The sequence below is a fragment of the Streptomyces sp. NPDC048352 genome, from assembly GCF_040651895.1.
In the GTDB taxonomy this organism is placed as follows: domain Bacteria; phylum Actinomycetota; class Actinomycetes; order Streptomycetales; family Streptomycetaceae; genus Streptomyces.
Map to the genome: position 1 here is coordinate 70,858 of NZ_JBEZKZ010000004.1, position 21,569 is coordinate 92,426.

18 protein-coding genes are annotated in these 21,569 nt (G+C 72.1%); 13 read left to right on the forward strand and 5 right to left on the reverse strand.

What is annotated here, in order from left to right:
• Nucleotides 1–335 precede the first annotated feature (335 nt).
• The 7 genes from AB0D45_RS03800 (at nucleotide 336) to AB0D45_RS03830 (ending at nucleotide 9,360) form a co-directional block, all read left to right on the forward strand.
• On the forward strand, nucleotides 336–677 hold the full coding sequence (locus tag AB0D45_RS03800; RefSeq protein WP_362455130.1) for a HopJ type III effector protein: 342 nt from the start codon (nucleotides 336–338) through the stop codon (nucleotides 675–677).
• Nucleotides 678–1,197: 520 nt separating this feature from the next.
• The gene (locus tag AB0D45_RS03805; RefSeq protein ID WP_362455131.1) at nucleotides 1,198–2,460 is read left to right on the forward strand and encodes an AMP-binding protein; all 1,263 of its coding nucleotides are present in this window, start codon (nucleotides 1,198–1,200) and stop codon (nucleotides 2,458–2,460) included.
• Complete coding sequence (locus AB0D45_RS03810) at nucleotides 2,457–3,746, forward strand: MFS transporter (protein ID WP_362455132.1); 1,290 nt, start codon at nucleotides 2,457–2,459, stop codon at nucleotides 3,744–3,746. Before AB0D45_RS03805 ends, AB0D45_RS03810 begins: the two co-directional genes overlap by 4 nt.
• Nucleotides 3,743–4,891, forward strand: coding sequence for a GNAT family N-acetyltransferase (locus AB0D45_RS03815; protein WP_362455133.1), 1,149 nt, complete (start codon nucleotides 3,743–3,745; stop codon nucleotides 4,889–4,891). Before AB0D45_RS03810 ends, AB0D45_RS03815 begins: the two co-directional genes overlap by 4 nt.
• The gene (locus AB0D45_RS03820) at nucleotides 4,888–6,036 is read left to right on the forward strand and encodes an acyl-protein synthase (RefSeq protein WP_362455134.1); all 1,149 of its coding nucleotides are present in this window, start codon (nucleotides 4,888–4,890) and stop codon (nucleotides 6,034–6,036) included. Before AB0D45_RS03815 ends, AB0D45_RS03820 begins: the two co-directional genes overlap by 4 nt.
• On the forward strand, nucleotides 6,033–8,591 hold the full coding sequence (locus AB0D45_RS03825) for an acyl-CoA reductase (protein ID WP_362455135.1): 2,559 nt from the start codon (nucleotides 6,033–6,035) through the stop codon (nucleotides 8,589–8,591). Before AB0D45_RS03820 ends, AB0D45_RS03825 begins: the two co-directional genes overlap by 4 nt.
• Before the next feature lie 217 nt (nucleotides 8,592–8,808).
• On the forward strand, nucleotides 8,809–9,360 hold the full coding sequence (locus AB0D45_RS03830; protein ID WP_362455136.1) for a hypothetical protein: 552 nt from the start codon (nucleotides 8,809–8,811) through the stop codon (nucleotides 9,358–9,360).
• A gap of 109 nt (nucleotides 9,361–9,469) precedes the next feature.
• On the opposite strand, the gene AB0D45_RS03835 is transcribed toward AB0D45_RS03830, so the two are convergent.
• Together AB0D45_RS03835 and AB0D45_RS03840 are read right to left on the reverse strand one after the other, a co-directional pair.
• On the reverse strand, nucleotides 9,470–9,817 hold the full coding sequence (locus tag AB0D45_RS03835) for a hypothetical protein (protein ID WP_362455137.1): 348 nt from the start codon (nucleotides 9,815–9,817) through the stop codon (nucleotides 9,470–9,472).
• Between the two features lie 116 nt (nucleotides 9,818–9,933).
• Nucleotides 9,934–10,554, reverse strand: a complete 621-nt coding sequence (locus tag AB0D45_RS03840; RefSeq protein WP_361609939.1) for a hypothetical protein — start codon at nucleotides 10,552–10,554, stop codon at nucleotides 9,934–9,936.
• 515 nt (nucleotides 10,555–11,069) lie between these two features.
• Between AB0D45_RS03840 and AB0D45_RS03845 the strand changes: the two genes are divergently transcribed.
• Together AB0D45_RS03845 and AB0D45_RS03850 are read left to right on the forward strand one after the other, a co-directional pair.
• On the forward strand, nucleotides 11,070–11,867 hold the full coding sequence (locus AB0D45_RS03845) for a maleylpyruvate isomerase family mycothiol-dependent enzyme (protein ID WP_362455138.1): 798 nt from the start codon (nucleotides 11,070–11,072) through the stop codon (nucleotides 11,865–11,867).
• A 393-nt stretch (nucleotides 11,868–12,260) separates the two neighbouring features.
• On the forward strand, nucleotides 12,261–12,998 hold the full coding sequence (locus tag AB0D45_RS03850; protein ID WP_362455139.1) for a hypothetical protein: 738 nt from the start codon (nucleotides 12,261–12,263) through the stop codon (nucleotides 12,996–12,998).
• Between the two features lie 149 nt (nucleotides 12,999–13,147).
• On the opposite strand, the gene AB0D45_RS03855 is transcribed toward AB0D45_RS03850, so the two are convergent.
• On the reverse strand, nucleotides 13,148–14,176 hold the full coding sequence (locus tag AB0D45_RS03855; RefSeq protein WP_362455140.1) for an ArsR family transcriptional regulator: 1,029 nt from the start codon (nucleotides 14,174–14,176) through the stop codon (nucleotides 13,148–13,150).
• A gap of 103 nt (nucleotides 14,177–14,279) precedes the next feature.
• Here AB0D45_RS03855 and AB0D45_RS03860 point away from each other — a divergent pair, with 103 nt between their 5' ends.
• The 3 genes from AB0D45_RS03860 to AB0D45_RS03870 all read left to right on the forward strand — a co-directional run bounded on the left by AB0D45_RS03860 (nucleotide 14,280) and on the right by AB0D45_RS03870 (nucleotide 17,223).
• Complete coding sequence (locus AB0D45_RS03860; RefSeq protein WP_362455141.1) at nucleotides 14,280–15,542, forward strand: MFS transporter; 1,263 nt, start codon at nucleotides 14,280–14,282, stop codon at nucleotides 15,540–15,542.
• A 211-nt stretch (nucleotides 15,543–15,753) separates the two neighbouring features.
• Nucleotides 15,754–16,389, forward strand: a complete 636-nt coding sequence (locus AB0D45_RS03865) for a pyridoxamine 5'-phosphate oxidase family protein (RefSeq protein WP_362455142.1) — start codon at nucleotides 15,754–15,756, stop codon at nucleotides 16,387–16,389.
• A gap of 135 nt (nucleotides 16,390–16,524) precedes the next feature.
• Nucleotides 16,525–17,223 (forward strand): hypothetical protein, encoded by a 699-nt coding sequence (locus AB0D45_RS03870; protein WP_362455143.1) that lies wholly within the window; start codon nucleotides 16,525–16,527, stop codon nucleotides 17,221–17,223.
• Nucleotides 17,224–17,321: 98 nt separating this feature from the next.
• Here the strand turns inward: AB0D45_RS03870 and AB0D45_RS03875 are convergent, their stop codons facing one another.
• Entirely contained in the window at nucleotides 17,322–18,020 is a 699-nt protein-coding gene (locus AB0D45_RS03875) for a hypothetical protein (protein WP_362455144.1), read from the reverse strand.
• Between the two features lie 400 nt (nucleotides 18,021–18,420).
• Here AB0D45_RS03875 and AB0D45_RS03880 point away from each other — a divergent pair, with 400 nt between their 5' ends.
• Complete coding sequence (locus AB0D45_RS03880) at nucleotides 18,421–20,403, forward strand: amino acid transporter (RefSeq protein ID WP_362455145.1); 1,983 nt, start codon at nucleotides 18,421–18,423, stop codon at nucleotides 20,401–20,403.
• Between the two features lie 47 nt (nucleotides 20,404–20,450).
• On the opposite strand, the gene AB0D45_RS03885 is transcribed toward AB0D45_RS03880, so the two are convergent.
• The gene (locus AB0D45_RS03885) at nucleotides 20,451–21,518 is read right to left on the reverse strand and encodes a hypothetical protein (protein WP_362455146.1); all 1,068 of its coding nucleotides are present in this window, start codon (nucleotides 21,516–21,518) and stop codon (nucleotides 20,451–20,453) included.
• Nucleotides 21,519–21,569 lie beyond the last annotated feature (51 nt).

Sequence of the window (21,569 nt, forward strand, 5' to 3'; positions counted from 1 at the left end):
GAAAGTGACTAGCCACTCGGGAGGTCGGCCGGCAGAGTGAGCAGGCGACTCCCGCAGCGGACCCCGAGGCGGGCGCGGATGCTTCAGGCGAGGTAGGTGGGGTTCGCGAAGGTGTGGGGTCGGCAACCGAGCCGCTCCAGGGGCGCGGCAACGCAGCGCGTGGCCTTTCCCCCGCCGCGTACGGGCCAGAGGGCGAGGCGGCTGCGGCTGCACGGCGGCCGGCTCCGCCGTCGCCGGATGGCCGGTCGAGCAAGATCGTGTCGTGAGCACCAGGGGGTAATGTCGTCCGGTCACAGACGGCAATCGGATCGTCTGTTCAACCCGAGGGAAACGACATGACCGACCTGCACTCGTTCCGGGCAAGCCTCGCGTCAGGTGAGCACGAGTTCGCCGACACCTTGGCCTTCATCGCCGCGCATTACGAGTACCAGCCGCAGGCGTTCCGCAATGGGGAGCTGGAGAATGCCGCGGGTGAGAACGAGGGTTCCTGCAAGACGCTCGGACTGGCTCTGCTGGAAGGGCTGAGCGACCAGGAAGCGCTGCTGGCATTCGGTGAGCACTATCGCAGCGTGCTCGCGACGCCGGACGACACTGATCACGGCAACATCCGCAACCTCATGGCTCACGGCCTGGCAGGGGTGCGCTTCGCCGGGCAGCCGTTGACCCGCACGAGCTGAACAACGACGGATACGGCAGCCGGGGGGGGGGACGCCGGCCCTTTTCGGCGGATCGGGGCCGCCGTCCAGGTCGGGATCAGGCAAAGTACCGCGACCGAGAGCCGGGGCGCCGCGCCGTTCGGCAGCGGTCGCGGCAGCCGCGAGCCGGGCGGGACGGGGGCGGCGGGTGGCCGTGTCGGGCACCACCACACCGCCGGGCCAGCCCTCCCTCCTCCCACGGACAGCGTGCTGGTGCAGCACGCCGGTGAGCCGTTCCGGACACCCGACCACGTGGGCTCTCTCGGCCACCTCTGGAAAATTCCGGCGGATTTGGCCGCCCTGGCCGAAAATCCTTGCCCAGTTTGGTGACATGGACACTGATGTTTCATCATTGTGACTGCGCGTCATGTTTTGGCGCGCATCGAGGAGGCGGGGTGCCGGGGGGCCCTCGTTCACACCGGCCGGGCCGGCAGGAGAGTTCGCGCTCTCCACGCGCCCCGCCCGTGACTCCCGTTCCATTTCCGTCACCAGGCAAAGGCTCATGTCCGCCCAGCAACTTTCGGACCTCATACGTTTCGCCCGTCACAACTCGCCCTTCTACCAGGAGCTTTACGCGTCCCTGCCGCCCAACGCCGACCACCTCACCGACCTGCCGGTGGTCGACCAGCGAGCGTTCTGGGCAGCCAACACCCTTCACGACAGCCGCGTGCTGACCGGTCCGCTCAGCGAGGCCACGGTCTACAAGACCGGCGGCACCACCGGGTCCCCCAAGTTCTCCGTCTACACACGTGACGAGTGGCGCACGTTCGTCACCGCCTTCGGCCAGGGACTCGTGGACACGGGCCTGCGCCCGGGACACCGCGTCGCGGACCTCTTCTACGCCGGGGAGCTGTACGCCAGCTTCCTCTTCGTCCTCGACTCGCTCACCCACGCGCCCGTGGACAACGTCCGCCTGCCCATCGGCGGCGGCGCGCCGCTGGAGTCGACGCTCCCCACGCTGCGCGATCTCGCCGCGCAGGTACTGGCCGGAACACCGACCACCCTGTGCCGGCTCGCCGAGCAGGCCGTGTCGTCCGGTGTCCGGCTCGACTCGGTGGAGCTGCTCCTCTTCGGCGGCGAGGCCCTCTTCGACGACCAGCGGCGCCTGCTGGCCACCGCGTTCCCCCGCGCCGAGGCCCGTTCCGTCGGGTACGCCAGCGTCGACGCGGGCCTCCTAGGCCGCCCCGTGCCCGGCTCCGACGCCCGGGTGCACCGCGCCTTCACGCCGTACTCGGTCGTCGAGATCCTCGACGACTCCACCGATGAGCCCATCACGGAACCGGGCCGGCCCGGCCGGGTCGTCGTCACCAGCCTCTTCCGCCGCCTCATGCCGATCATCCGCTACCCCGCGGGCGACCGGGCCGAGTGGACGGGCGGCGGGCCCGGGCACTTCCGGATACTCGGCCGCGCCGAGGAGGGCGTACGGGTGGGTCCCGTCTCCCTCTACACCCAGGACGCCCAGGACGCCGTGGCCGCGGCGGACACCGCGGGGCACGTGGTCGGCATGCAGCTCGTCGTCCGCCGCTGGGAAGGCCGCGACGGGCTCGTCCTGCGGCTGGCGACGGCCCCCGGCGAGCACGGCCGGAAGGAACTGGCCGAGTCCGTCGTCGCGGAGCTGGAGAACGTCCGGCCGCTCTATCCGGACAGTGTGCGCGCCGGATTCGTGCACCCGCTGTCCGTGGAGTGGGTGCACCACCGCGACCTCGCCGTCAATCCGCGCTCGGGCAAGCTCGTCCGGGTCCTCGACGAGAGGCCGACCGCATGAGCGCCTCGTCCGTGGCCGAGACCGGCACGGCGACCGGGGCCGACCGGCGGCGCGCTCCGCTTGTGCTGCGCAACCGCGCCTTCGGCGCCGTGTGGCTCGGCCAGATACTCACCCAGGCCGCCGCACGGATGTTCCAGGTCGGCGTGTCCTGGTGGATCGTCGCCTACGCCGTGCACGATACGCGGGGGCTCGCCTCCGGGCTGTTCATGGCGGCCTGCACGCTGCCCGCCGTGGCGCTGGCGCCCGTGGTGGCCGCAGCGGTCGCCCGGTTCGCGCACCGTTCGGTGCTGCGCACCGCCGCCGCCCTGGCCGGGGGCGCCTCGGGTGTGCTCGCGCTGTGGGCGTACGGCGGTGGCCTGCCGCTCGCCACCGTGTACGCCGCCGGTCTCGCCCTGGCGACCTGCCAGGCGTTCTTCGACCCCTGCCTGACCACCTCGGTGCCCGAACTCGTCGACGACGCCGACATCGAGACCGCCACCGGCTTCGAGCTGTCCACCCAGTCCCTGGCCGGCCTCGGTGGAGCGCTGCTCGGCGCCCTCACCGTCGACCGGACCGGCGTGGCGGGGCTGGCCGTCGGCTGCGCAGCCGCCTACCTCTGCGCCGCCCTCCTCGTCGCGAGCGCCCGCTTCCGTACCGTCGTGCCGGGCGTCGGAGCCGGCGCGTCGGCCGCGCCCCAGCGGCGCACGCTGCGCCGCATCCTCTCGGAACTCCCGTACGTGCGGCGCATCCTGATCTGCTTCACCGCGGCGAACCTCTTCACCACCGCCGTGTTCGTCGTCATCCCCCTCTACACCCGCTCGGTCCTCGCGGGCGGGGGCGGCACCGTGGCCCTGCTGGAGGCCTCCCTGGGCACCGGCGCGCTGGTCGGCGCCTTCACCGGCACCCGCGTGCCGGGACGCCCCACGGCCGTCGGCGCCTGCTGCCTGGGCCTGATGGCCCTCGCCCTCGCGCTGCCGGGGCTGTTCGCGGACCGTGTGGTCATCGCGGCCTGCCTGGCCGTGGCCGGCTGGTGTGCCGGGGCCGTCAGCGTCCGCTTCGTGGCGCTCTTCCAGCGGCTGGTACCGCCGGCCGACAAGCCCGGCTTCTTCGCCGTGATGCAGGCCGTGCTGGGCGCCTCCCTGCCGGTGGCGTCCTTGGCGTTCGGCTTCGCCGGCGACTTCCTCTCCCCACGGACGCTGTGCCTGGTGCAGGGCGCCGGGCTGGTTCCCGCGGCCTGCGCGCTGGCCCTGCTGCGGTCCCCCGCGCCCGCACCGGCCGCGGCGGAACCCGCCGGAGGCGAGCGGTGAACCCCCTCATCACGCCCGCCGCCCGCTCGGACATCGCCGAACTGCGCCAGCTCTACTACGCCGTCTACGGACCGCACTACCCGGTGGCCCTGGGCACCGATCCGGCCGAGATGGCCCGGCTCATCGAGGACCCGTACTCCCTGTGGCTGGTCGGCCGCTGCGCCGAGACCGGGGCCCTGACCGCGTCCGCCGCCATCCACGGTGAGGCGGGCAGCCGCATCGGCCGCCTGGAGGGCATCGCCGTGCACCCCGAGCACCGCTCGGCGGGCCTGGCCGCCGCCCTGACCGAGGCCCTGTGCGCGGGCATGCTGGACACGGGACGGCTGGACTCGGTGTACGCGACCGTGCGCACCGTCAGCGCCGGCCCGCAACGCGTCGTCGCCCGCAACGGCTTCCGCCCGCTGGGCATCCTGCCCAACGCGGTGGACCTCCGCAGCCGTGAAAGCCTCGCACTCTACGCGCGTCACTCCGTCGGGGTGCTGGATCGCCGGATTCCCGTCACCGAAGTGCCCGCCCCGCTCCTGCCGCTGCTGCGCACCGCCGAGGCCGCGCTGGGCATCGGCTACCCCGGGGTGCGGGCCGTCACCGTCCCGCACCCTGCGCCGCCGTCGGCCCAAGGTGTCGGCGACCGGCTGGAGATGATCGAGGCGCCGGCCTTCGTACGGCGCCGCTTCCGCGAGCGGTTCCCGAGCGCCGAGGGCTGGTTCTACCCGCTGCACACGCCGAACGTGCTGCTCACTCCCGAAGACGGCCGGTTCGAGGTCTACGCCTACCTCAACCGCGCCGGCGGGTACGGCTCCCTGCTCACCGTCCACCCCGACCCGGCCGCCGCGGCCGCGTGCCTCGAACCCGTCACCCGGGCCCTGGCCCGAGCGGGCGCGGGCTACGTCGAGGCCCTGGTGCCGCTCGCGCACCAGGAGGTCCTCTCGGCGTTCCTGGCCGAGGGGTTCGTCGCCGGGGCCGTCTACCCGGCGATGCGCGCGGACGACGACGGCTTCCACGACTACGCCGTCCTGTCCCGTTCCAGCGAGCGCATCGACTTCCGCGGCGTCGCCGTCGAACCGCCCCTCCAGCCCTATCTGGACTGCTACGTGTCGGCCTGGGCGTCGACGCACCTGCCCACATCATCAGAGGTCACCCCATGAACCCCCATCTCGCGCCGGTCTCCGTTCCCGACCCGGCCCTCCTGCCGCACGTACAGCAGCTGTGCGACCTGACCGACCCGTACGCCTGCGGGCCCGCGGAGGACGAGCTGTTCGCCGCCGCCATGGCGGAGACCAACGCCTGGCACGTCGAGCGCTCCCCGTTCTTCCGCTCCCTGTACGAGGCCACTCCCCCGGCGTCGCCGTACCGGACGCCGCTCGTCCACGCGAACTTCTTCAAGCGGCACGAGGTGCTCTCCATCCCGCGCGAGGACGTGGAGCTGCACCTGACCTCCTCCGGCACCACCGGTCAGAAGTCGCAGATGTTCTTCGACCACTGGACCATCCGCTCCGCCCAGCGGATGGTCGCCCGGATCTTCGAGCGCAACGGCTGGATCACCCCCGACCAGGAGGTCAACTACCTCCTCTACAGCTACGAGCCGGCCCCCTCGCTCAGCCTGGGGACCGCCTTCACCGACAACTACCTGTGCGACTTCGCCCCGGCGCGCAGCGTCGAGTACGCACTGCGCAACACCGGCGGCGACCACGAGTTCGACCCCTTCGGCTGCATCGCCGCCCTGCGCCGCTTCGAGCGGGAGGACGCCCCGGTCCGCATCCTCGGCTTCCCGGCCTTCCTCTTCTTCACCCTGGAGCGGATGCGGGCCATGGGGCTGCCTCCGCTGCGCCTGCCCGAGGGGTCCCTCGTCGTCCTCGGCGGCGGCTGGAAGGGCCACGCGGACCGGCGCATCGGCAAGGAGGAGCTGTACGCCCGCGTCACCGAGCAGCTCGGCGTCCCGGGCGAGCGCATCCGGGACACCTTCGGGTCGGTGGAGCACTGCATCCCGTACATCGAGTGCGACCACCACCGGCTGCACGCCCCCGTGTGGTCCCGGGTGACGATCCGCTCCACGCGCACGCTGGAGCCCCTGCCGTACGGGGAGCGGGGCTACCTGCACCTCGTGTCGCCGTACATCACCTCGGTGCCGGCGCAGAGCGTGGTCATGGGCGACCTCGCCTCCCTCCAGCCGGGCGACGCCTGCGGGTGCGAGCTGGAGACCCCCTGGTTCACCGTCCACGGCCGTGCCGGGGTGAGCCGCAACCGCAGCTGCGCGGTGGCCGCAGCGGAACTGATGAAGGGCATGGCGTGACCGTGACGAAGACCATGACCGGTGCCGCGGACGAGCAGCACGACGGCGGCGCCGCGCACCACTACTGGCAGGGTGCGTTCATCGGCGACGAGGAGGCCGGTCGCCGGCTCGCCGGCCTGCCGGCCGCCGTGGAGGCCGCGCTGGCCACGGTGCTGGAGACCGAGACCGTGCTGGCCGCCTGCGACGCCCTCGCCACCGCCCTGTGCGACCCGGCCCACCCGGTACGCGCCCGGCTCGCCGCGCACCTGCCCGCGGGAGAGGACCCGGCCGTCCTGGCCGAGCTGGGTGCCCTGCTGGGCCGGCGGGAGCTGACCCGCAAGCTGCGCCGGGAACTCGGCGGTGCGACGCCCGGCCGGCTGAACCGGGCCGATCCTCGGGAGACGGTCTACGAGGCGTGGGCGCCCGTCGGCCTGGTCGCCCACATCGCCCCCGGCAACGCCTCGACGGTCGCGCCGCTGAGCATCGTCGAGGGGCTGCTCGCCGGGAACGTCAACATCCTCAAGACCAGCAGCGCCGACACGCTCCTCACCCAGCACCTGATGGCCGAGCTCGCGGCCCTCGATCCCAGCGGCGCGCTGGCCGCGCGGGTCGTCGTCCTGCGCTTCCCGTCCTCCCGGCAGGAGTGGCTGCGCCTGATGTGCGCGCCCGCGGACGCCGTCGCCGTATGGGGCGGGGAAGGCGCCGTCGAAGGGGTGGCGGCGCATGTGCCGGCCGGCTGCCGGCTGGTGGAGTGGGGGCACCGGATCTCCTTCGCGTACCTGACGGGCGACGCCTGGTCGGACGCCGGGACGCTCGACGCCCTCGCGGACGACGTGTGCCGCCACGAACAGCAGGCGTGTTCCAGCCCCCAGGTCGTCTACCTCGACACGGAGGACGAGGGGGAGGTGTTCGCCTTCGCCGAGCGTTTCGCCGCGGTCCTCGCGGCCCGCCCGCCTGCCGCGAGCTCCGCTCCGGCGGGCGGACCGGACCCCGCCGAGGCCGCCGAGCTGACCACCACCGAGCTGGTGGCCCGGCTGGAGGAGCACCTCGGCCTGACCCGGGTGTTCGCCGCGCCCGACGGCTCGTGGCGGGTCATGGCCGACACCCGGTCGCCGCTCACGGCCTCGCCGCTGCACCGCAGCGTGTGGGTCAAGCCGCTGCCCCGCAAGCGGCTGATCGCCACCCTGCGCCCGATGCGCCGCTACCTGCAGACGGCGGGGCTCGCGGGCAGCCCGTCCGACATCGCCGAGCTCTCCCGTACCGCCCTGGCCGCGGGCGTCACCCGCGTGACGCCGGTCGGCGCCATGCTGGAGAGCTACGCGGGCGAGCCGCACGACGGCGTCTACGCCCTCCAGCGCTACAGCCGCCGCGTCGCGGTCCAGGCCGACCCGGCCGCCTTCGCCACCACCGCCTGCCTCGACGACCTGGTCCGGCCCGTCGAACTCCCCCTGCCCACAGGCCCGCTGCTGGGCAAGGAGGACGTGCAGGGACCGGCCCGGGAGCTCGCCCGGGCCGATGCCGAGCTCTACTTCCGCAGCGGCGGCAGCACGGGCGCTCCCGCCCTGTCGGTCTTCAGTTACGACGACTACGACACCCAGATGCACGCCGCCGCCCGCGGCCTGCTCGCCGCCGGCTACGACCCGGTCGGGGACCGCACCGCCAACCTCTTCTACTGCGGCGGCATGTACGGCAGCTTCATCAGCTTCTTCTCCGTACTGGAGCGGCTGGGCGGGGTGCAGCTGCCGCTGTCCGCGGGACCGGACCACCGGGCCACGGCCGAGGCCCTCATCGAGCACCGGGCCGACACCCTCTTCGGCATGCCCTCGTACCTCTGGCAGCTGCTGCACGCGGAGGCGGACGCGCTGCGTGCGTACGGAGGCCTGCGGAAGGTCTTCTACGGCGGCGAGCACTTCACGCAGGAGCAACTGCGCACGCTGAGGGAGGAGTTCGGAATCGCGGCCGTCCGCTCGATCACCTACGGCAGCACCGACCTCGGCCCGCTGGGCTACCAGTGCACGGAGAGCGCAGGCGGCGTCCACCACCTGCACGCCGATCTCCACACGATGGAGATCGTGGAACTGGCCGAGGACCGGCCGGTGGCCCCGGGCGAGACGGGCCGACTGGTCTTCACGACGCACGCCCGGCGCGGCCAGAACCTGGGCCGGTACCTGATAGGCGACCTCGGCCGGGAGATCCCCGGCCGCTGCCCCTGCGGCCGGCACGCGCCCCGCTTCGAGCTGAGGGGGCGCACCGGTGACGTGATGCGGGTGGCGACGTACTTCCTCAACTACCGCCGCTTCGTGGCCCTGGCCGGGGAACAGGGCGGCCACCGGGGCGAGGTGCAGATCCGGCTCGACGGGACGGACACGCGCGAGCGGTTGACCGTACGGGTGGAGCAGGCGCCGACGACGGACGCGGAGCGACTGCGGGAGGTCTTCCTGTCCGGCTACCCGGAGCTCCGCTCGGCGGTGACGGAGCAGCTGCTGGACCTGGTGGTCGAGGCGGTGGACGGCGCGTCGCTGGACCGCAGCCCGACCAGCGGCAAGCTCCTCGCGGTGGTGGACGCACGCCGCTAGGACGCGGCCGCGCCTGCTGTCACGGTGTCCCCCTCCGGCCTCGGTCCGACGACCAGGGCCGGAGGGCGGCAGGGGGCCGCCGGCGCGGCCAACAGCCGGTCAGAGCAATCCGGTTGCAACACCACTTAGTCTTGCGATCATGGCCTTGCGACCCGATGAGTTCTACGACCACGCACGTGCAGCCGCGGATGACGAGCTTCGGCTTCCGCTGGCAAGGATGACCGGATGGGACATCAGTCCCTTCGAGGCGGACGGCCTACGCGTCTCCGCGCTCCGCCCGCCCGTACTGCCCGAGCGGCCGCGGCACGGCGAAGATCCGGCGGACTGCGACGAGTGCGCCTCCCGCGACGAGGGCATCTGGCTCAACGACCGCTGGCGGCTGAGCCGGATACCGGGCGTCGGCGTGCCGCTGGTGCTGATGCTGTACCCCCGCGACCACTACGACATGGCCGATCTGCCGGACGACCTGGCCGCCGAGCTCGGCGTGCTCACCACTCACATCGTCCGCCACGTGCAGGCACTGCCGCACATCTCCCGGGCCCACGTCTACCGGATCGGGGACGGGGCCGCGCACCTGCACGTGTGGTTCTTCGCCCGGCCCGAGGGGCAGACGCAGCTGTACGGGTCGTGGCTGCCCGTCTGGGACGACCTCCTGCCCGAATACCCGGCTGATGTAGCCGACGCGGACGCAAGTGCCGTCGCCGATGCCCTGGTTGCCTCCCACGGAGGCAGCCGCCCGGCCGACACCGGCAGGCAGCTGGACCACTGACGGCCACGGGTCAAACGGAAGGCCGACGGCCTGTTTCCCGTGTCCCACGAGAAATGGGTCCTGCTCCCCGCCTTTTCCGGCGGGGAGCAGGACCCATCGAGCGCCACCGTCAAGAGGAAACGGCGATGATCTGCCAGGCGACCATTCCTGTGGCTCCGGGAGCCGCCGTGACGTCGATCGGCGATTCCTCCGCTGAATTCCGCACGTCGTGGCTCACGGATATTCCGTCACAGGGAAGGGACTGCGGCGTCTTTTCGCCGATGACCACCTTTACGGTTCCCGTGCCGACACAGGCCAGGGAAACCTTGTACGCCTTGCTCTTTTCGAGCGAAGGCCGGCTGTGCGCGCCGTCCGACACCCGCTCCAGGCCGGACTCCACGAACTTCGGATCGTCGGGAGAGACCGACTCCAGCGCGCCCTTGGCACGGTTTCCCTGGGCTTCCTCCGTCTCCCCCACAGGCGACCTGGGCGACGGCGTGTCCGACGGTGTCGCGTTCGCGCTGCTGCACGCCGCGGCCAGGAAGGACGTGAGAGCGAGGGCAACGGCTACGGCCGGCGGCCTGCGCCGAGCTGTCACGAGCTCGTCTCCCAGTAGTTCCACCCGACCTCGGAGGTGGGCAGCTTCGCGGTCCCGCTCTTGATGAGCTTCTTGCCGCACCGATCCGCGCTGGTCTCGTACTTGGCCCACTTCACAGAGTAGCCCCAGGAGCCGTACTGCAGGTGGCCGTACTTTCCGCTGGTCACGTTCCTGCGGAACTCGTGACCCACCGTGATCCCGGCCTCGGTGCCGATCTTCGCCGAGATGGAGACCTTGGCCTTGGCGACGATGCCGCTCACCTCGACCTCACCGCCCGCGCTGACCTCCCGGAGGACCTTCCCCGACCGCTCCACCCTGACCACCATGGTGCCTCCCGGACCGTCCTTGAAGGACGTGCCGCCGAACTTGGCCGGCATGTGGACGGCGGTCTTCGAGGGGATCTCGTACCAGGTGCGGCGAGGGTTGTCGCACGCCGTCGTGCCGGCCTCCCCGTTGGTCGACGTCTCCGGCAGCTGCGCCAGCGAGTCGTCCTCGGGAGCGGCCTCCTCCACGAGCTCCACCGCAGGGGCCACGGGCTCCGCCGCATAAGCGGGGGCCGCCAATCCGCTCAGCAGCGCCAAAGCGACGACCGGGCCGGCGGTGTTACGTACCGTCAAACGCATATTTCCCCCAGATGCGAAACTTTCCTGAGGCCACCTCAGGTCAACGAGGCGGCCTTGTGCGACGACCGTAACCGCGTTCGCGGGAAAACGGTGAAGTCGAGCTTTCTTCTGAGCAAGAATTGAGGAAGATCGACGGCGATCGCGCTCAACTACCGTTCTGCTGTGCGTACTTACCCGCACGTAAGGCCCCACCGCCTGAGCAATCGGGCATGCTGCCCACCTACGCGACAATCGTGAGGAAGAGCCCTTAGCGGGAACGCCTTCGGTGAGGCTCGTCGCGTGTGGCTGGCGCCGGTGTCCTCCAGGGGCCATCGGGTCAGTGACGGCCGCGGCGGCGGCCAGCAGGACGCTGCTTGGGCCGTTGTGGTGATCCTCGGTTGCATCGTCGCCATGCTCGCGCTGCGCGACGCCCGCGCGGTGCGGAGCAGGACCGCAAGTCGGCGTCCGCCAGGGCGAACTGCTGTAAAAATCGCTGTTCGATCACCGGAGCACGGTGATAGACATCCGGCGTGGAAATAAATCTTGAGTTCCCTGAGCTGCTGCGACTGATCGATGAGCGGTCGACCGCCTTCCGCACCGCGGTCGCCGCCGCGCCCAGTCTCGACGCACAGGTGCCGACCTGCCCCGAGTGGACGCTGTTCGATCTGGTGAAGCACCTGGGTGGGGGAGACCGTTTCTGGGCCGCCATCGTCGGCGCGGGGCCTGCCGACGCTCCCCCGGCCGAGGCCGCCGCTGCGCGCGCCGCTCTGGAACTGCCGCGGGAGCGTGAGGCGCTGGTGGCCTGGCTGGCCGCGTCGACGCAGCTTCTGCTGAGCGCCCTGCGCGAGGCAGGACCGGACACCGGCTGTTGGGCGTGGTGGAGTGGCCTGCAGACGCCGCGGACCTCTGGCGGAGTCGCCCAGCACCGGGTCCAGGAGAGCGCGGTGCACACCTACGACGCCCAGCTCGCCGCGGGCGCCCCGCAGCCGCTGCCGGCCGAGGTCGCACTCGACGGTGTCGAGGAGTTCCTGTTCACCTGCGTCGCGTCGCCCAGCGCCTGGCCGCACAAGCCCACGGCCTTCGACTTCCACGCCGCCGAGGGCCGCTCGTGGCGCCTCACGGTCGACGGCGACGGCGCACGCTCCACCCGCATCCCCGCGCCCACTGCCGCGACCGGCGAGGACTCGGACGCAGCCGGCGCCTCCGTCCATGGCACGGCCAGCGAGTTGGTCCTCTACCTGTACGACCGCATCCCGGCGAGTTCCTTGCACGTTGACGGAGACGCAGGGCTGCTCGACCTGCTCCGCGCCTGGGAGCCGGAGCACTAGGACGCAGCGGGGGCGGTTGGCCGCGCCTCGACGTCAGTCGCAGCACCGGGCTGAACCCCGCGAGGCGGCCTCCGGGCGTCACCCAGCCAACCGTCTACGTGATCAGAGCTCGACAGCCGGGCAACCGCCGACCCGCTCGCTTCCCGTATCCAGGCTGGCCCCTGGCAGGGCGGCGTGATGATCTGTCAGAGGATCGTGTCGACGATGCCGGTGGTGGGGTCCGGATCCCGCCTGGCGTGGCTCGCGGACCAGGCCGCGCAACCGGTCGTGCAACTCGGACAGCAGTCCCATCACGACCAGGGTTGCGGTGTGCGAGGGAGGCGAAGCCTCTCTCAACCGCAGCGGTGCGGTCCAATCAGCTTGCTGACGCCTGCACATCGTAGGATCCGCAGGGTGGCAGAACTGATCAAGACCCGTGCGACCCAGCCTGACGATCGCTCGGGCCGGCCCACCCGCCACCAGGTCATCGGCCGGATCGCAGAGCACCTTACGGCCCGGGACCCCGGGCATCCGCTTCGGGTCGCGGTGGACGGTATCACCGCCGCAGGGAAGACGACCCTGGCCCGTGCGCTGGCATCTGCGGTCGCCAGTCGCGGCCGACCTGCGATTCACCTGTCCATGGACGGGTTCCACCACCCGCGCGCCCACCGCCATCGGCAGGGCCGCGACTCAGCAGTCGGCTACTACCAGGACGCCTACGACTTTCCCGCGTTCGCACGGACAGTACTCACACCGATGGGCCCCGGCGGCGACCGCCGCTACCGCAGTCGCATCATCGACCTGGCCAGCGACCAGCAGATCGACGAACCCCCAGTCACCGCGCCGGCCGAAGCGGTGCTGATCGTGGACGGCAGCTTCCTCCAGCGCAGCGAACTGGCTCACCTGTGGGACGAGGTCGTGTTCGCCGACACCAGCTTCCCCGTCGCCCGCCGGCGCGGCACCACGCGGGACACCGCGCTCTTCGGAGGACTTGAACAGGCCGAGAATGCCTTCGACAACCGCTACCACGCAGCCTGTCGGCAGTACCTGGCCGAGGCCGACCCGGCCACGCGAGCAAGCATCGTCATCGGCAACGACGACGTCGACCACCCTGAACTACGCCGCATCGGCGAGCTCCGACGGCTCCAGTAACCTGCGCGGCCGTCCAGCCAACTGATCCTTGAACCGATGTCCCGTGATCGGAGAGACAACGGCTTCTGAGGCCGCATCCAGGGTTGAGCCAGATCGCCTGCGGGAGGTTTCGTCAGGCCGTGGTGAAGAGCGGTCGTGGCCGGCCGGCTTCATCCCGCTCGGTCGGCGGTCGGGCCGTCGGACGTGAGGTGCCCTCGGTCGGGGGCGGTGAGGCGGTCGGCCAGGGGGGTGCGGCGGTAGAGGACCTGGCGGCCGTGGCGGGTGCGGGTGGCGAGGCCGGCGTCGTGCAGGACGGCGAGGTGTTGGGAGACGGCGCTGGGTGTGACCCGGAGGCGGCGGGCGAGTTCGACGGTGGCCAGGGGTTCCGCGAGGAGGGTGAGCAGGCGGGCCCGCGGGGCGCCGAGGAGGCGTACGAGGGCCGATTCGGGCGTCGGGGCGGGCGCGGGGGCCCACAGGGTGGCCACTGCGCGGCTCGGGTAGAGCAGTGAGGGCGGTTCCTCGGGGCTGACCGGGGGCGCCGGCTTGTGGGCGAAGACGCTGGGGATGAGCAGGAGGCCGTGGCCCGACGCCGGCACGTGATGGGTGCTGAGCATCCTGTCGACGTGCAGGACGCCCTCGTGCCAGCGCAGGCTGGGGTGCATGTCGGCGAAGAGCAGGCGGGCGCCGCCCATGGCCAGCCGGCGGGCACGGTAGGTCATGTCGGCCTCCACCACGAGGCGGATCTGCGGCCACAGGGGTTCGACCGCCCGCTGCCAGTAGGCGTGGAGCAGGGCGCAGAGGGTGTCGCGGAGGGCGGCGACGGGTTCGTCGGCGGGTGCCTCGGCGGCCCGCAGGGGCGGGGGCAGGGGGCTCGGCGCGTGGGTGGCGAGCAGGTCCCTGCGGACCACTGCGGGTGGGGTGGCGCGGACGGTGGCGAGTTCGTCCTCGAAGGAGGGCTCGAAGCTCGCGGGGCGGGGCGTCAGGAAGTCCGGCAGGGTCAATCGGGCCGCGACCACGGAGAGCAGCAGGTCCGTGTTCAGTCCGCCGAGTGCGCCGCGTACGGAGCGGCGCCAGGGGAGGTGCACGGCGCTCAGGCCGGGGTCGTGCAGGACGCGCAGGCTCAGGACGGTCTCGCCGAGGGGCGAGACCGCGAACCGGGTGTTCGCGAGGTCCTCCACGCCGAGTTCGAAGCTGATCATTAAGCCGTACGCTACATCGATTGGCGGGGTGGGGGCGAGGGCGTGGACTGGTCGGCATGAGCTGCCCGGGATTGCGTTCGAGTGTGCTGCCGCGGGAGGGACCGTGAGCCGCCGGCTGGTGTTGTTGCTCGCCCTGACCTGCGCCGTGGCCGTGGGCAACCTGTACTTCCCGCAGGCCGTCGGGCCGCTGATCGCCGACGGGCTGGAGGTCCGGCCGGAGGCGGCCACGTGGGTGGTGACGGCCACGCAGATCGGCTATACCTGCGGCATGGTGCTGCTGGCGCCGCTCGGGGACCGGATCCGGCACCGCTCGCTGCTGGTGGTGCTGCTCGGGCTCACGGGCGTGGCCCTGCTGGGGGCCGGCTGCGCGCCGGCGCTGCCGCCGCTGGTGGCGGCCAGTGCGCTGGTGGGGTTGACCACGGTGGCCGCGCAGGTGATCGGGCCGCTGGCGGCCGGGTTGACGGCACCGGACCGCCGGGGGGCGGTGTTGGGCACGCTGCTGAGCGGCTCGACCGCGGGCATGCTGCTGGCCCGTACGTTCAGCGGGACGCTCGGGGAGTGGCTGGGCTGGCGGGCGCCCTATCTGGTGGCGGCGGTCGTGGCCCTGGTCCTGGCGGTGGTGATGGCGTACGCGGTGCCGGTGACCGTGCCGTCGGAGTCCGCGGGGCGCGGTGCGTACGGGGCGTTCCTCGCCGAACCGTTCCGGCTGCTGCGCGCGGAGCCGGAGTTGCGGCGTTCCTGCCTGTACCAGGCGGCCGTGTTCGGGGGGTTCTCGGCCGTGTGGACCAGTGTGGCGCTGCTGCTGACCGGGCCGGCGTACCGGCTGGGGGCGGAGGCCGTCGGGTTGCTCGCCCTGGTGGGCGCGGTGACGGTGGTGTGCACGCCGATCGCGGGGCGGTTGGTTGACCGGTACGGTCCCGGGCCGGTGAACCTCGTGACGCTGGCGGCGGTGCCGGTCGCGGCGGCCGTGCTGGCGGTGGGGGCGCGGGGCGGTGGGGTGGGGCTGGGCGCGCTGACCGCGGGCACCCTGCTGTTGGACGTCGCCATGCAGTCGGGCACGGTCGCGAACCAGTCCCGGGTGTACGCGTTGCGGCCGGACGCCCGGAGCCGGTTGAACACGGCGTACATGACGAGCGCGTACCTGGGCGGGACGCTGGGGTCCTGGCTGGGGGTGCGGGCGTACACCGGGTTCGGGTGGGGGGCCGTGTGCGCCCTGGTCGGTGCGGCCGCGGCGGGTGCCCTGGCGTGCCATATACGGGCGGTACGGACGCGGCGGGGTCGCGGGCCCGAGGCCCCGTACCGACGCATGCATCGTCTGGACCGGCGCCGCAACACCGCCGACGGGGCCCCACGCTGTCGCCCATGACGCCGGAGGCCCCGCCCGCGCACCCGCGCACGAGCGGTGGCGCCCCGTCCGCGCGAGCCCGGTGGGCGCGGCGTGGTGCCGTCCGGCGCGCTTCCGGTCGATCGGGCCCGGGGCCAGGGCGGAAGGACCGACCCCGAGCCCGATGGGGTGATCATGAGATAGTCGCACCCGGGCCGGGCCGTCGGCCTCTTGACCGACCAGGGGGAAACACATGACGGAGCCGGAGCAGACCGTGGAGATCACCTCGGAGGCCGAACTGCGCCAACTCCTCGGCCCGGTGGCGCCCGCGGCTGCGAAGAAGGAGCGGCAGTCCCTGCACGAGCACCACCGGCAGTGGATCGCCCGCTCCCCGCTCTGCCTGATCGGCACCTCTGCCGCCGACGGCAGCTGCGACGTCTCCCCGAAGGGCGACCCGCCCGGCTTCGTCAAGGTCCTCGACGACACCACCCTCGTGATCCCCGACCGTCCCGGCAACCGCCGCACGGACAGCTACCGCAACATCCTCGCCAACCCGCGGGTCGGACTGCTCTTCCTGGTCCCCGGCCGCGGCGACACCCTCCGCGTCAACGGCCGCGCCCGGCTGCTGCGCGACGCCCCGTTCTTCGACGGGATGACGGTCAAGGGCCACCGGCCCGCGATCGCCCTGCTCGTGGAGACCGAGCAGATCTACTTCCACTGCTCCCGCGCGTTCCTGCGCTCCGGCCTGTGGCAGACGCACACCTGGGACCCCGACGCGGCGCCTTCCCGGGCGAGCATCTCCAAGAGCCTGGAGAAGCCCGAGAAGTCGCTGGAGGAGCTGGAGCGCTACTACGGCCCCCAGTACGGCCAGAACGACCTGTACGCCTGAGTCTCCGTGTGCCCGGCGGTGTCGGGTGGCCGCCGAGGTGGGATGCCACTCTGCTCCCCTCCCCGGGGCGGGCGACCGACGGTGTCCGCGTAGGGTCTGGGACCGGACGCAAGAGCTGGGAGCTGTGTGGTGGGTATGCGGATTCATCGTCCGGGACGGCCGGAGGACCTGCCGGAGGCGTCCGTGTTGCGGGCGCGCTGGAAGGCGTTCGCCGTGGCGTTGTGGGACGCCCAGGAGGAGAAGGAGCGCTTCCGGCACGGGTACTGGGTCGACCACGGCGACGGTGGCAGCCGTCTGCGCTACGACGACGGCGCGTGCAGCCGATGGGCGATGGTCCGGGCCGACGGCGGCCGGGCCGTTCTCTTCGGGCGGGACGATTCCGGTTCGACCGGGCGGTACGAGCCGCCGATCGACCTCCTCGCCGGGGCGCCCGACTGGGTGCGCCATGAGCTCCGGAACGACCTTCCGGAGCAGGGCAGGGTCGAGTGCGTCTACTGGTTCGAGGGCGGTTCCTGGCACCGCGCGCCGTACCCCGCTGACCTCGACGACGACGGACTCGACTGCGGGGTCGGCCATCTGACCTCGCGTGCCCACGCGGTCGACGCGCTGTGTGCGCGGTTCGAGTTCGACGACGACTGCGAGGGCGCCGCGCAAGCGTGCGAGCGGTTCATCGAGCACGCGGAGCGGGGCACGGTCACCGACGCGGTCGTTCGCTCCTTCGCCGACGAGGTCTACCGCATCCAGAGCCAGTACGAACTGCTCTGGCCCAGGACCCCGGCCCCCAGGCAGGAGGCGGACCTCGCAGCGATGACAGCCCTGGCCCGGCAGGCCTGACGGGGGCCGCCGCAGAAGGCGCGGTCCGGCGGCATGTGGCCTGTGTGGGACGAGCGCATGCCGGCGGCGCCGGTGGTCGAGCGATGCCGTGGCTCCGGTCAGAAGGAGCGGTGACCGAGGAGTTGGACCAGTCCGACCGGGAGGAACGCGGGCCGGTGGGGCTGTCCGACCTGGTACGGCACGAAGCCCAGCGAGGCCGCGACCTCGACCTCCTCGGCCGTCTCCGCCTGGAAGACGAGCCGGCAGTGCGCGGACTCCATCTTCGCGCGCTGCCAGAGAACGGGAGCCGGTTTGCGCTCCGCCTCGGTGCGGGGGGTGAGGATCCGGCCGCCGAAGTCCTCCCAGGCGAAGGGCACGGAGCCCTTCCACTGGGCGTCGACTTCCTTCTTCAGCCTGGCGGCCCGCTCGGCGTCGGTCGTGCCCCAGGAGGGCGGCACGTTGGTGATCAGGCCGATCGTGATGTGGCGCTCGCGCAGGGCGCGCAAGTAGGAGGCCGCTCCGGACCGGTAGGCGATGCTGCCGTCCTCGGCAGTGTGCACGAGGGTCTCGCCCAGGTCGAAGTACACGACGCGGCAACCGCGCTCGCCGGCCGGGCGCGCGGCGGAGTCCCTGCCCGCGACCCCGCTCGCGTTCCCGGGCGCCGCCGCACTCACGGTGGTGCAGAGCACGATCGACGCCAGGGCCGCACCGAGCACGAGGCCCGCCCGGCCCGGACCCCTGGAGGCTGATCTGTTCATGGTGTCGTAGCCCTTCTCCTCGTACACCACGAGGATGCACGAATGACCGGTCCATGCCATACGGGTGCGGCAGAGTTTTTCACACGGGAGTCCGGCGAAGCGGCGGCGTTCCTGGAACGCACGCCCTCGGCGGCCGCGTTAGGGATGCGTTAAGGGTTTCCCGCGCCGGGATCCGGTCGCGCGCCCTGCTGTGTCCTTCGGGCGCCGGGCAGGCGGGACGGGCGGGGAGGGCCGGCTCCCGGCTGGACCCGCCCCGGGACGGGCTGTTGACGTCCGGCGGCGTGACAGGGGTGCCCAGTGACGGCTGGGGCAGACGGGGCAGGAAGCGGTACGGGAGACCGCCCCGGGGTGAAGGCCCTGGCTCGGGCGGCCCCATACTCGGTGATCGTCGCACGGCCCCGAGGGCCCGGCGGCCGTCACGCACGCATGCCACGTAGGCCAGGAAAGGTTGATGGGGGACATGAAGGAAACGAGTCGGCTGGTGATGCCGGAGGTGGTGGACAGCCCTGCCGCCGCGAAACAGCCGTCCGGCGGTCTGGCGCGGTGGATGCTGCGCCACCGGGTCCAGCCGGTGGGGCCGGCGGCCGGTGAAGGCCACACCGAGCCGCAGGCGTGGTGGAAGGTGATGTGCCTGACGGGCGTGGACTACTTCTCCAGCCTGGCCTACGTGCCCGCGATCGCCGCACTCGCCGCCGGGGCGGTCTCCCCCCTGGCGACCCTGCTGCTCGTGGCGCTGACCCTGCTGGGGATGCTGCCGATGTACCGGCGGGTGGCGAAGGAGAGCCCCAACGGAGCCGGATCGGTGGCGATGCTGGAGGACCTGCTGCCGTTCTGGTGGGGCAAGCTGTTCGTGCTGGTCCTGCTCGGCTTCGTGGCGACCTCGTGGATCATCACGATCACACTGTCCACGGCCGACGCATCCGTGCACGTGGTGGAGAACCCCTTCTTCCCCGCCGCGCTGCACGGTCACGAGGTCGCCCTGACGGTGGTGCTGCTGCTCGTGCTGGGCGGGGTGTTCCTGCTCGGGTTCAGTGAAGCCGTCAGCGTGGCCATTCCGCTGGTCGCGGTCTTCCTGGCGCTGAACGCCGTCGTCATCGGCGTCGGCCTGGTCCACGTCTTCACCACCCCCGGCGCCTGGTCGCAGTGGACGGACGCCCTGTTCGACGGCGGAGGGGGCTTCGGGCAGCTGATGGGGCCCGCGCTCCTGGCCTTCCCCCTTCTCGTGCTGGGCCTGTCGGGCTTCGAAACCGGCGTGAGCATGATGCCCCTCGTCGCCGCCGACGGCGAAGACCCCGAACAGCGGCTTCGCGCGCGGGTCCGCAACGCCCGCCGCCTGCTGACCACCGCCGCCCTCGTGATGAGCGTCTACCTGCTGTCGGCCAGCTTCGTCACCACCCTCCTCATCCCCCACGAGGCGTTCGAACCCGGAGGCGCCGCCAACGGCCGGGCCCTGGCGTGGCTCGCCCACGAACACGTCGGAGAGGCCTTCGGCACCGTCTACGACATCAGCACCATCCTCATCCTCTGGTTCGCCGGGGCCTCCGCCATGGCCGGGCTGGTCAACATCGTCCCGCGCTACCTTCCCGACTACGGCATGGCCCCCGAATGGGGACGCGCCGTACGCCCCGTCGTGATCGTCTACACCGCCCTGTGCATCCTCATCACGATCGCCTTCAACGCCGACGTCGACAAGCAGGCCGGCGCCTACGCCACCGGCATCCTGGCGATGATGGTCTCCGGTGCGTTCGCCGTCACCGTCTCCGTCGCCCGCCGACGCCGGCGCGCCACCACCGTCGGCTTCGGGCTGCTCACCGCGGTCCTGCTCTACGCCCTGGTCGCCAACATCGTCGACAAGCCCGACGGCATCGCCATCTCCGCCTTCTTCATCGCCGGGATCATCGTCGTCTCGCTGGTCTCCCGCGTCTCACGCACCACCGAACTGCGCGCCGACCGCATCGTCTTCGACGAGAACGCACGCCGCTTCATCGACGACACCCTGGCCCACGACGGGGCCATCAACATCATCGCCAACCGCCGCCAGGGCGGCGACCATGCCGAGTACAGCGCCAAGGAGCGCGAACAGCGCGGCGTCAATCCGGTACCCGGGCAGGCGGACGTCCTCTTCCTCGAGATCGACGTCGTCGACCCCTCCGACTTCAGTGACACCCTCACGGTCCGCGGCGTCGAAGTGGACGGCTACCGGATCCTGCGCGCCGACGCCCCGGCCGCCCCGAACGCCATCGCCGCCATCCTGCTGGCCCTGCGCGACGTCACCAAGGTCCAGCCGCACTGCTACTTCGCCTGGGCCGAGGGCAGCCCGCTGGTCCACATGGTCCGCTACTTCCTCCTCGGCCGCGGCGACACCGCCCCGGTCACCCGCGAGATCATCCGCAGCAACGAACCCGACCCCGAGCGCCGGCCCGGCATCCACGTCGGCGGCTGACCCGCCGTACGCCACGGACCCGCCGTACGGCGGGTCCGTGAACCGGCTCAGCCCGTGGAACGGGAGTGCAGAGCCGCCAGTCCGCGGGCGTGGTCGAAGGCGGCGGCGACATCGGAGTGGTCGTCCCAGGGTGCCGCGCCGCACCACCCGCCGATGAGCCGGAACTGCTCCAGGGCCTGGGGGAAGCGGCCCGTCTTCACGAGTGCGGCGGCGTACAGGTGCCGTACGGAGGGCAGCAGTCGGTCGTCCGGAGCGGCCTGTGCCAGGTCCTCCCGCACGCGGGCGAGCATGGACGCGGTGGCCCAGGTGCGGTAGGCCCCCTCGCCCTCCTGGCGGGCGGCTTCGTACACGGCGTGGAGGTGGATCCCGGTCAGCAGGCTGCCGGGCGGGGCGGACTCGGCCGCCGCCCTGGCGAACTGGAACATCAGTCCCTGGGAGCCGCACCACTTCTGGCACCAGTACTGGAGGGCGTGCCAGTGGGCGTCGTAGTGGTGCGGTGCGCGGCTGACGACCTCGCCCCACAGCCGTCGGAACTCGTCGTGCGGGAGCCCCAGTCCCCGCGCGGCGGCGATCATGGTGATCCACGGCGACGGGTCGTGCGGTGCCAGCCGTGCCGCTTCTGCGGCGGCGTGCACGGCGGTCGGGAGGAGCTCGGCGAAGCTCGCGACCTGCTCGTCGGAGGTGTGCCTGATGTCCTTTTCGCCGCGGGCTTCCCAGGCGCGCAGCAGGATGGAGTGGGCGTGGACGACGACGGCGTCCGCGTCCTGGGGGCGCGTCGCGCGCCAGATGCGCAGCCAGCGCTCGTCCTCGACGCAGACGTCCGCGAACACCTGGACGAGCCGCCAGCGCTCGGCCCAGTCCTGCGACTCCGAGGCCGCCGCGAGCATCGCTGCGGCCGGCGCCCATGCGCCGTCGAAGGCGGACTCGACGGCCTGGCGCAGCGCGGGCTCGTCCCGGGGCGGCCCCGAGTGGCGGGTGTCGAGCTGTTCGCGGGGGACGAGGCCGTAGGCGGCGGCGTCGAAGCGCCCGGCCTTCCGGTTGCGCCGGGCGTTGCGCGCGGTACTGACGAGCGCCCAGAGGAGGACGGCGAGACCGATGACACTGACGAGGTTCATGAGCACGATGTGTCATCGTGCCTGATCACGGTCACGGTAAGCGAACGTTCA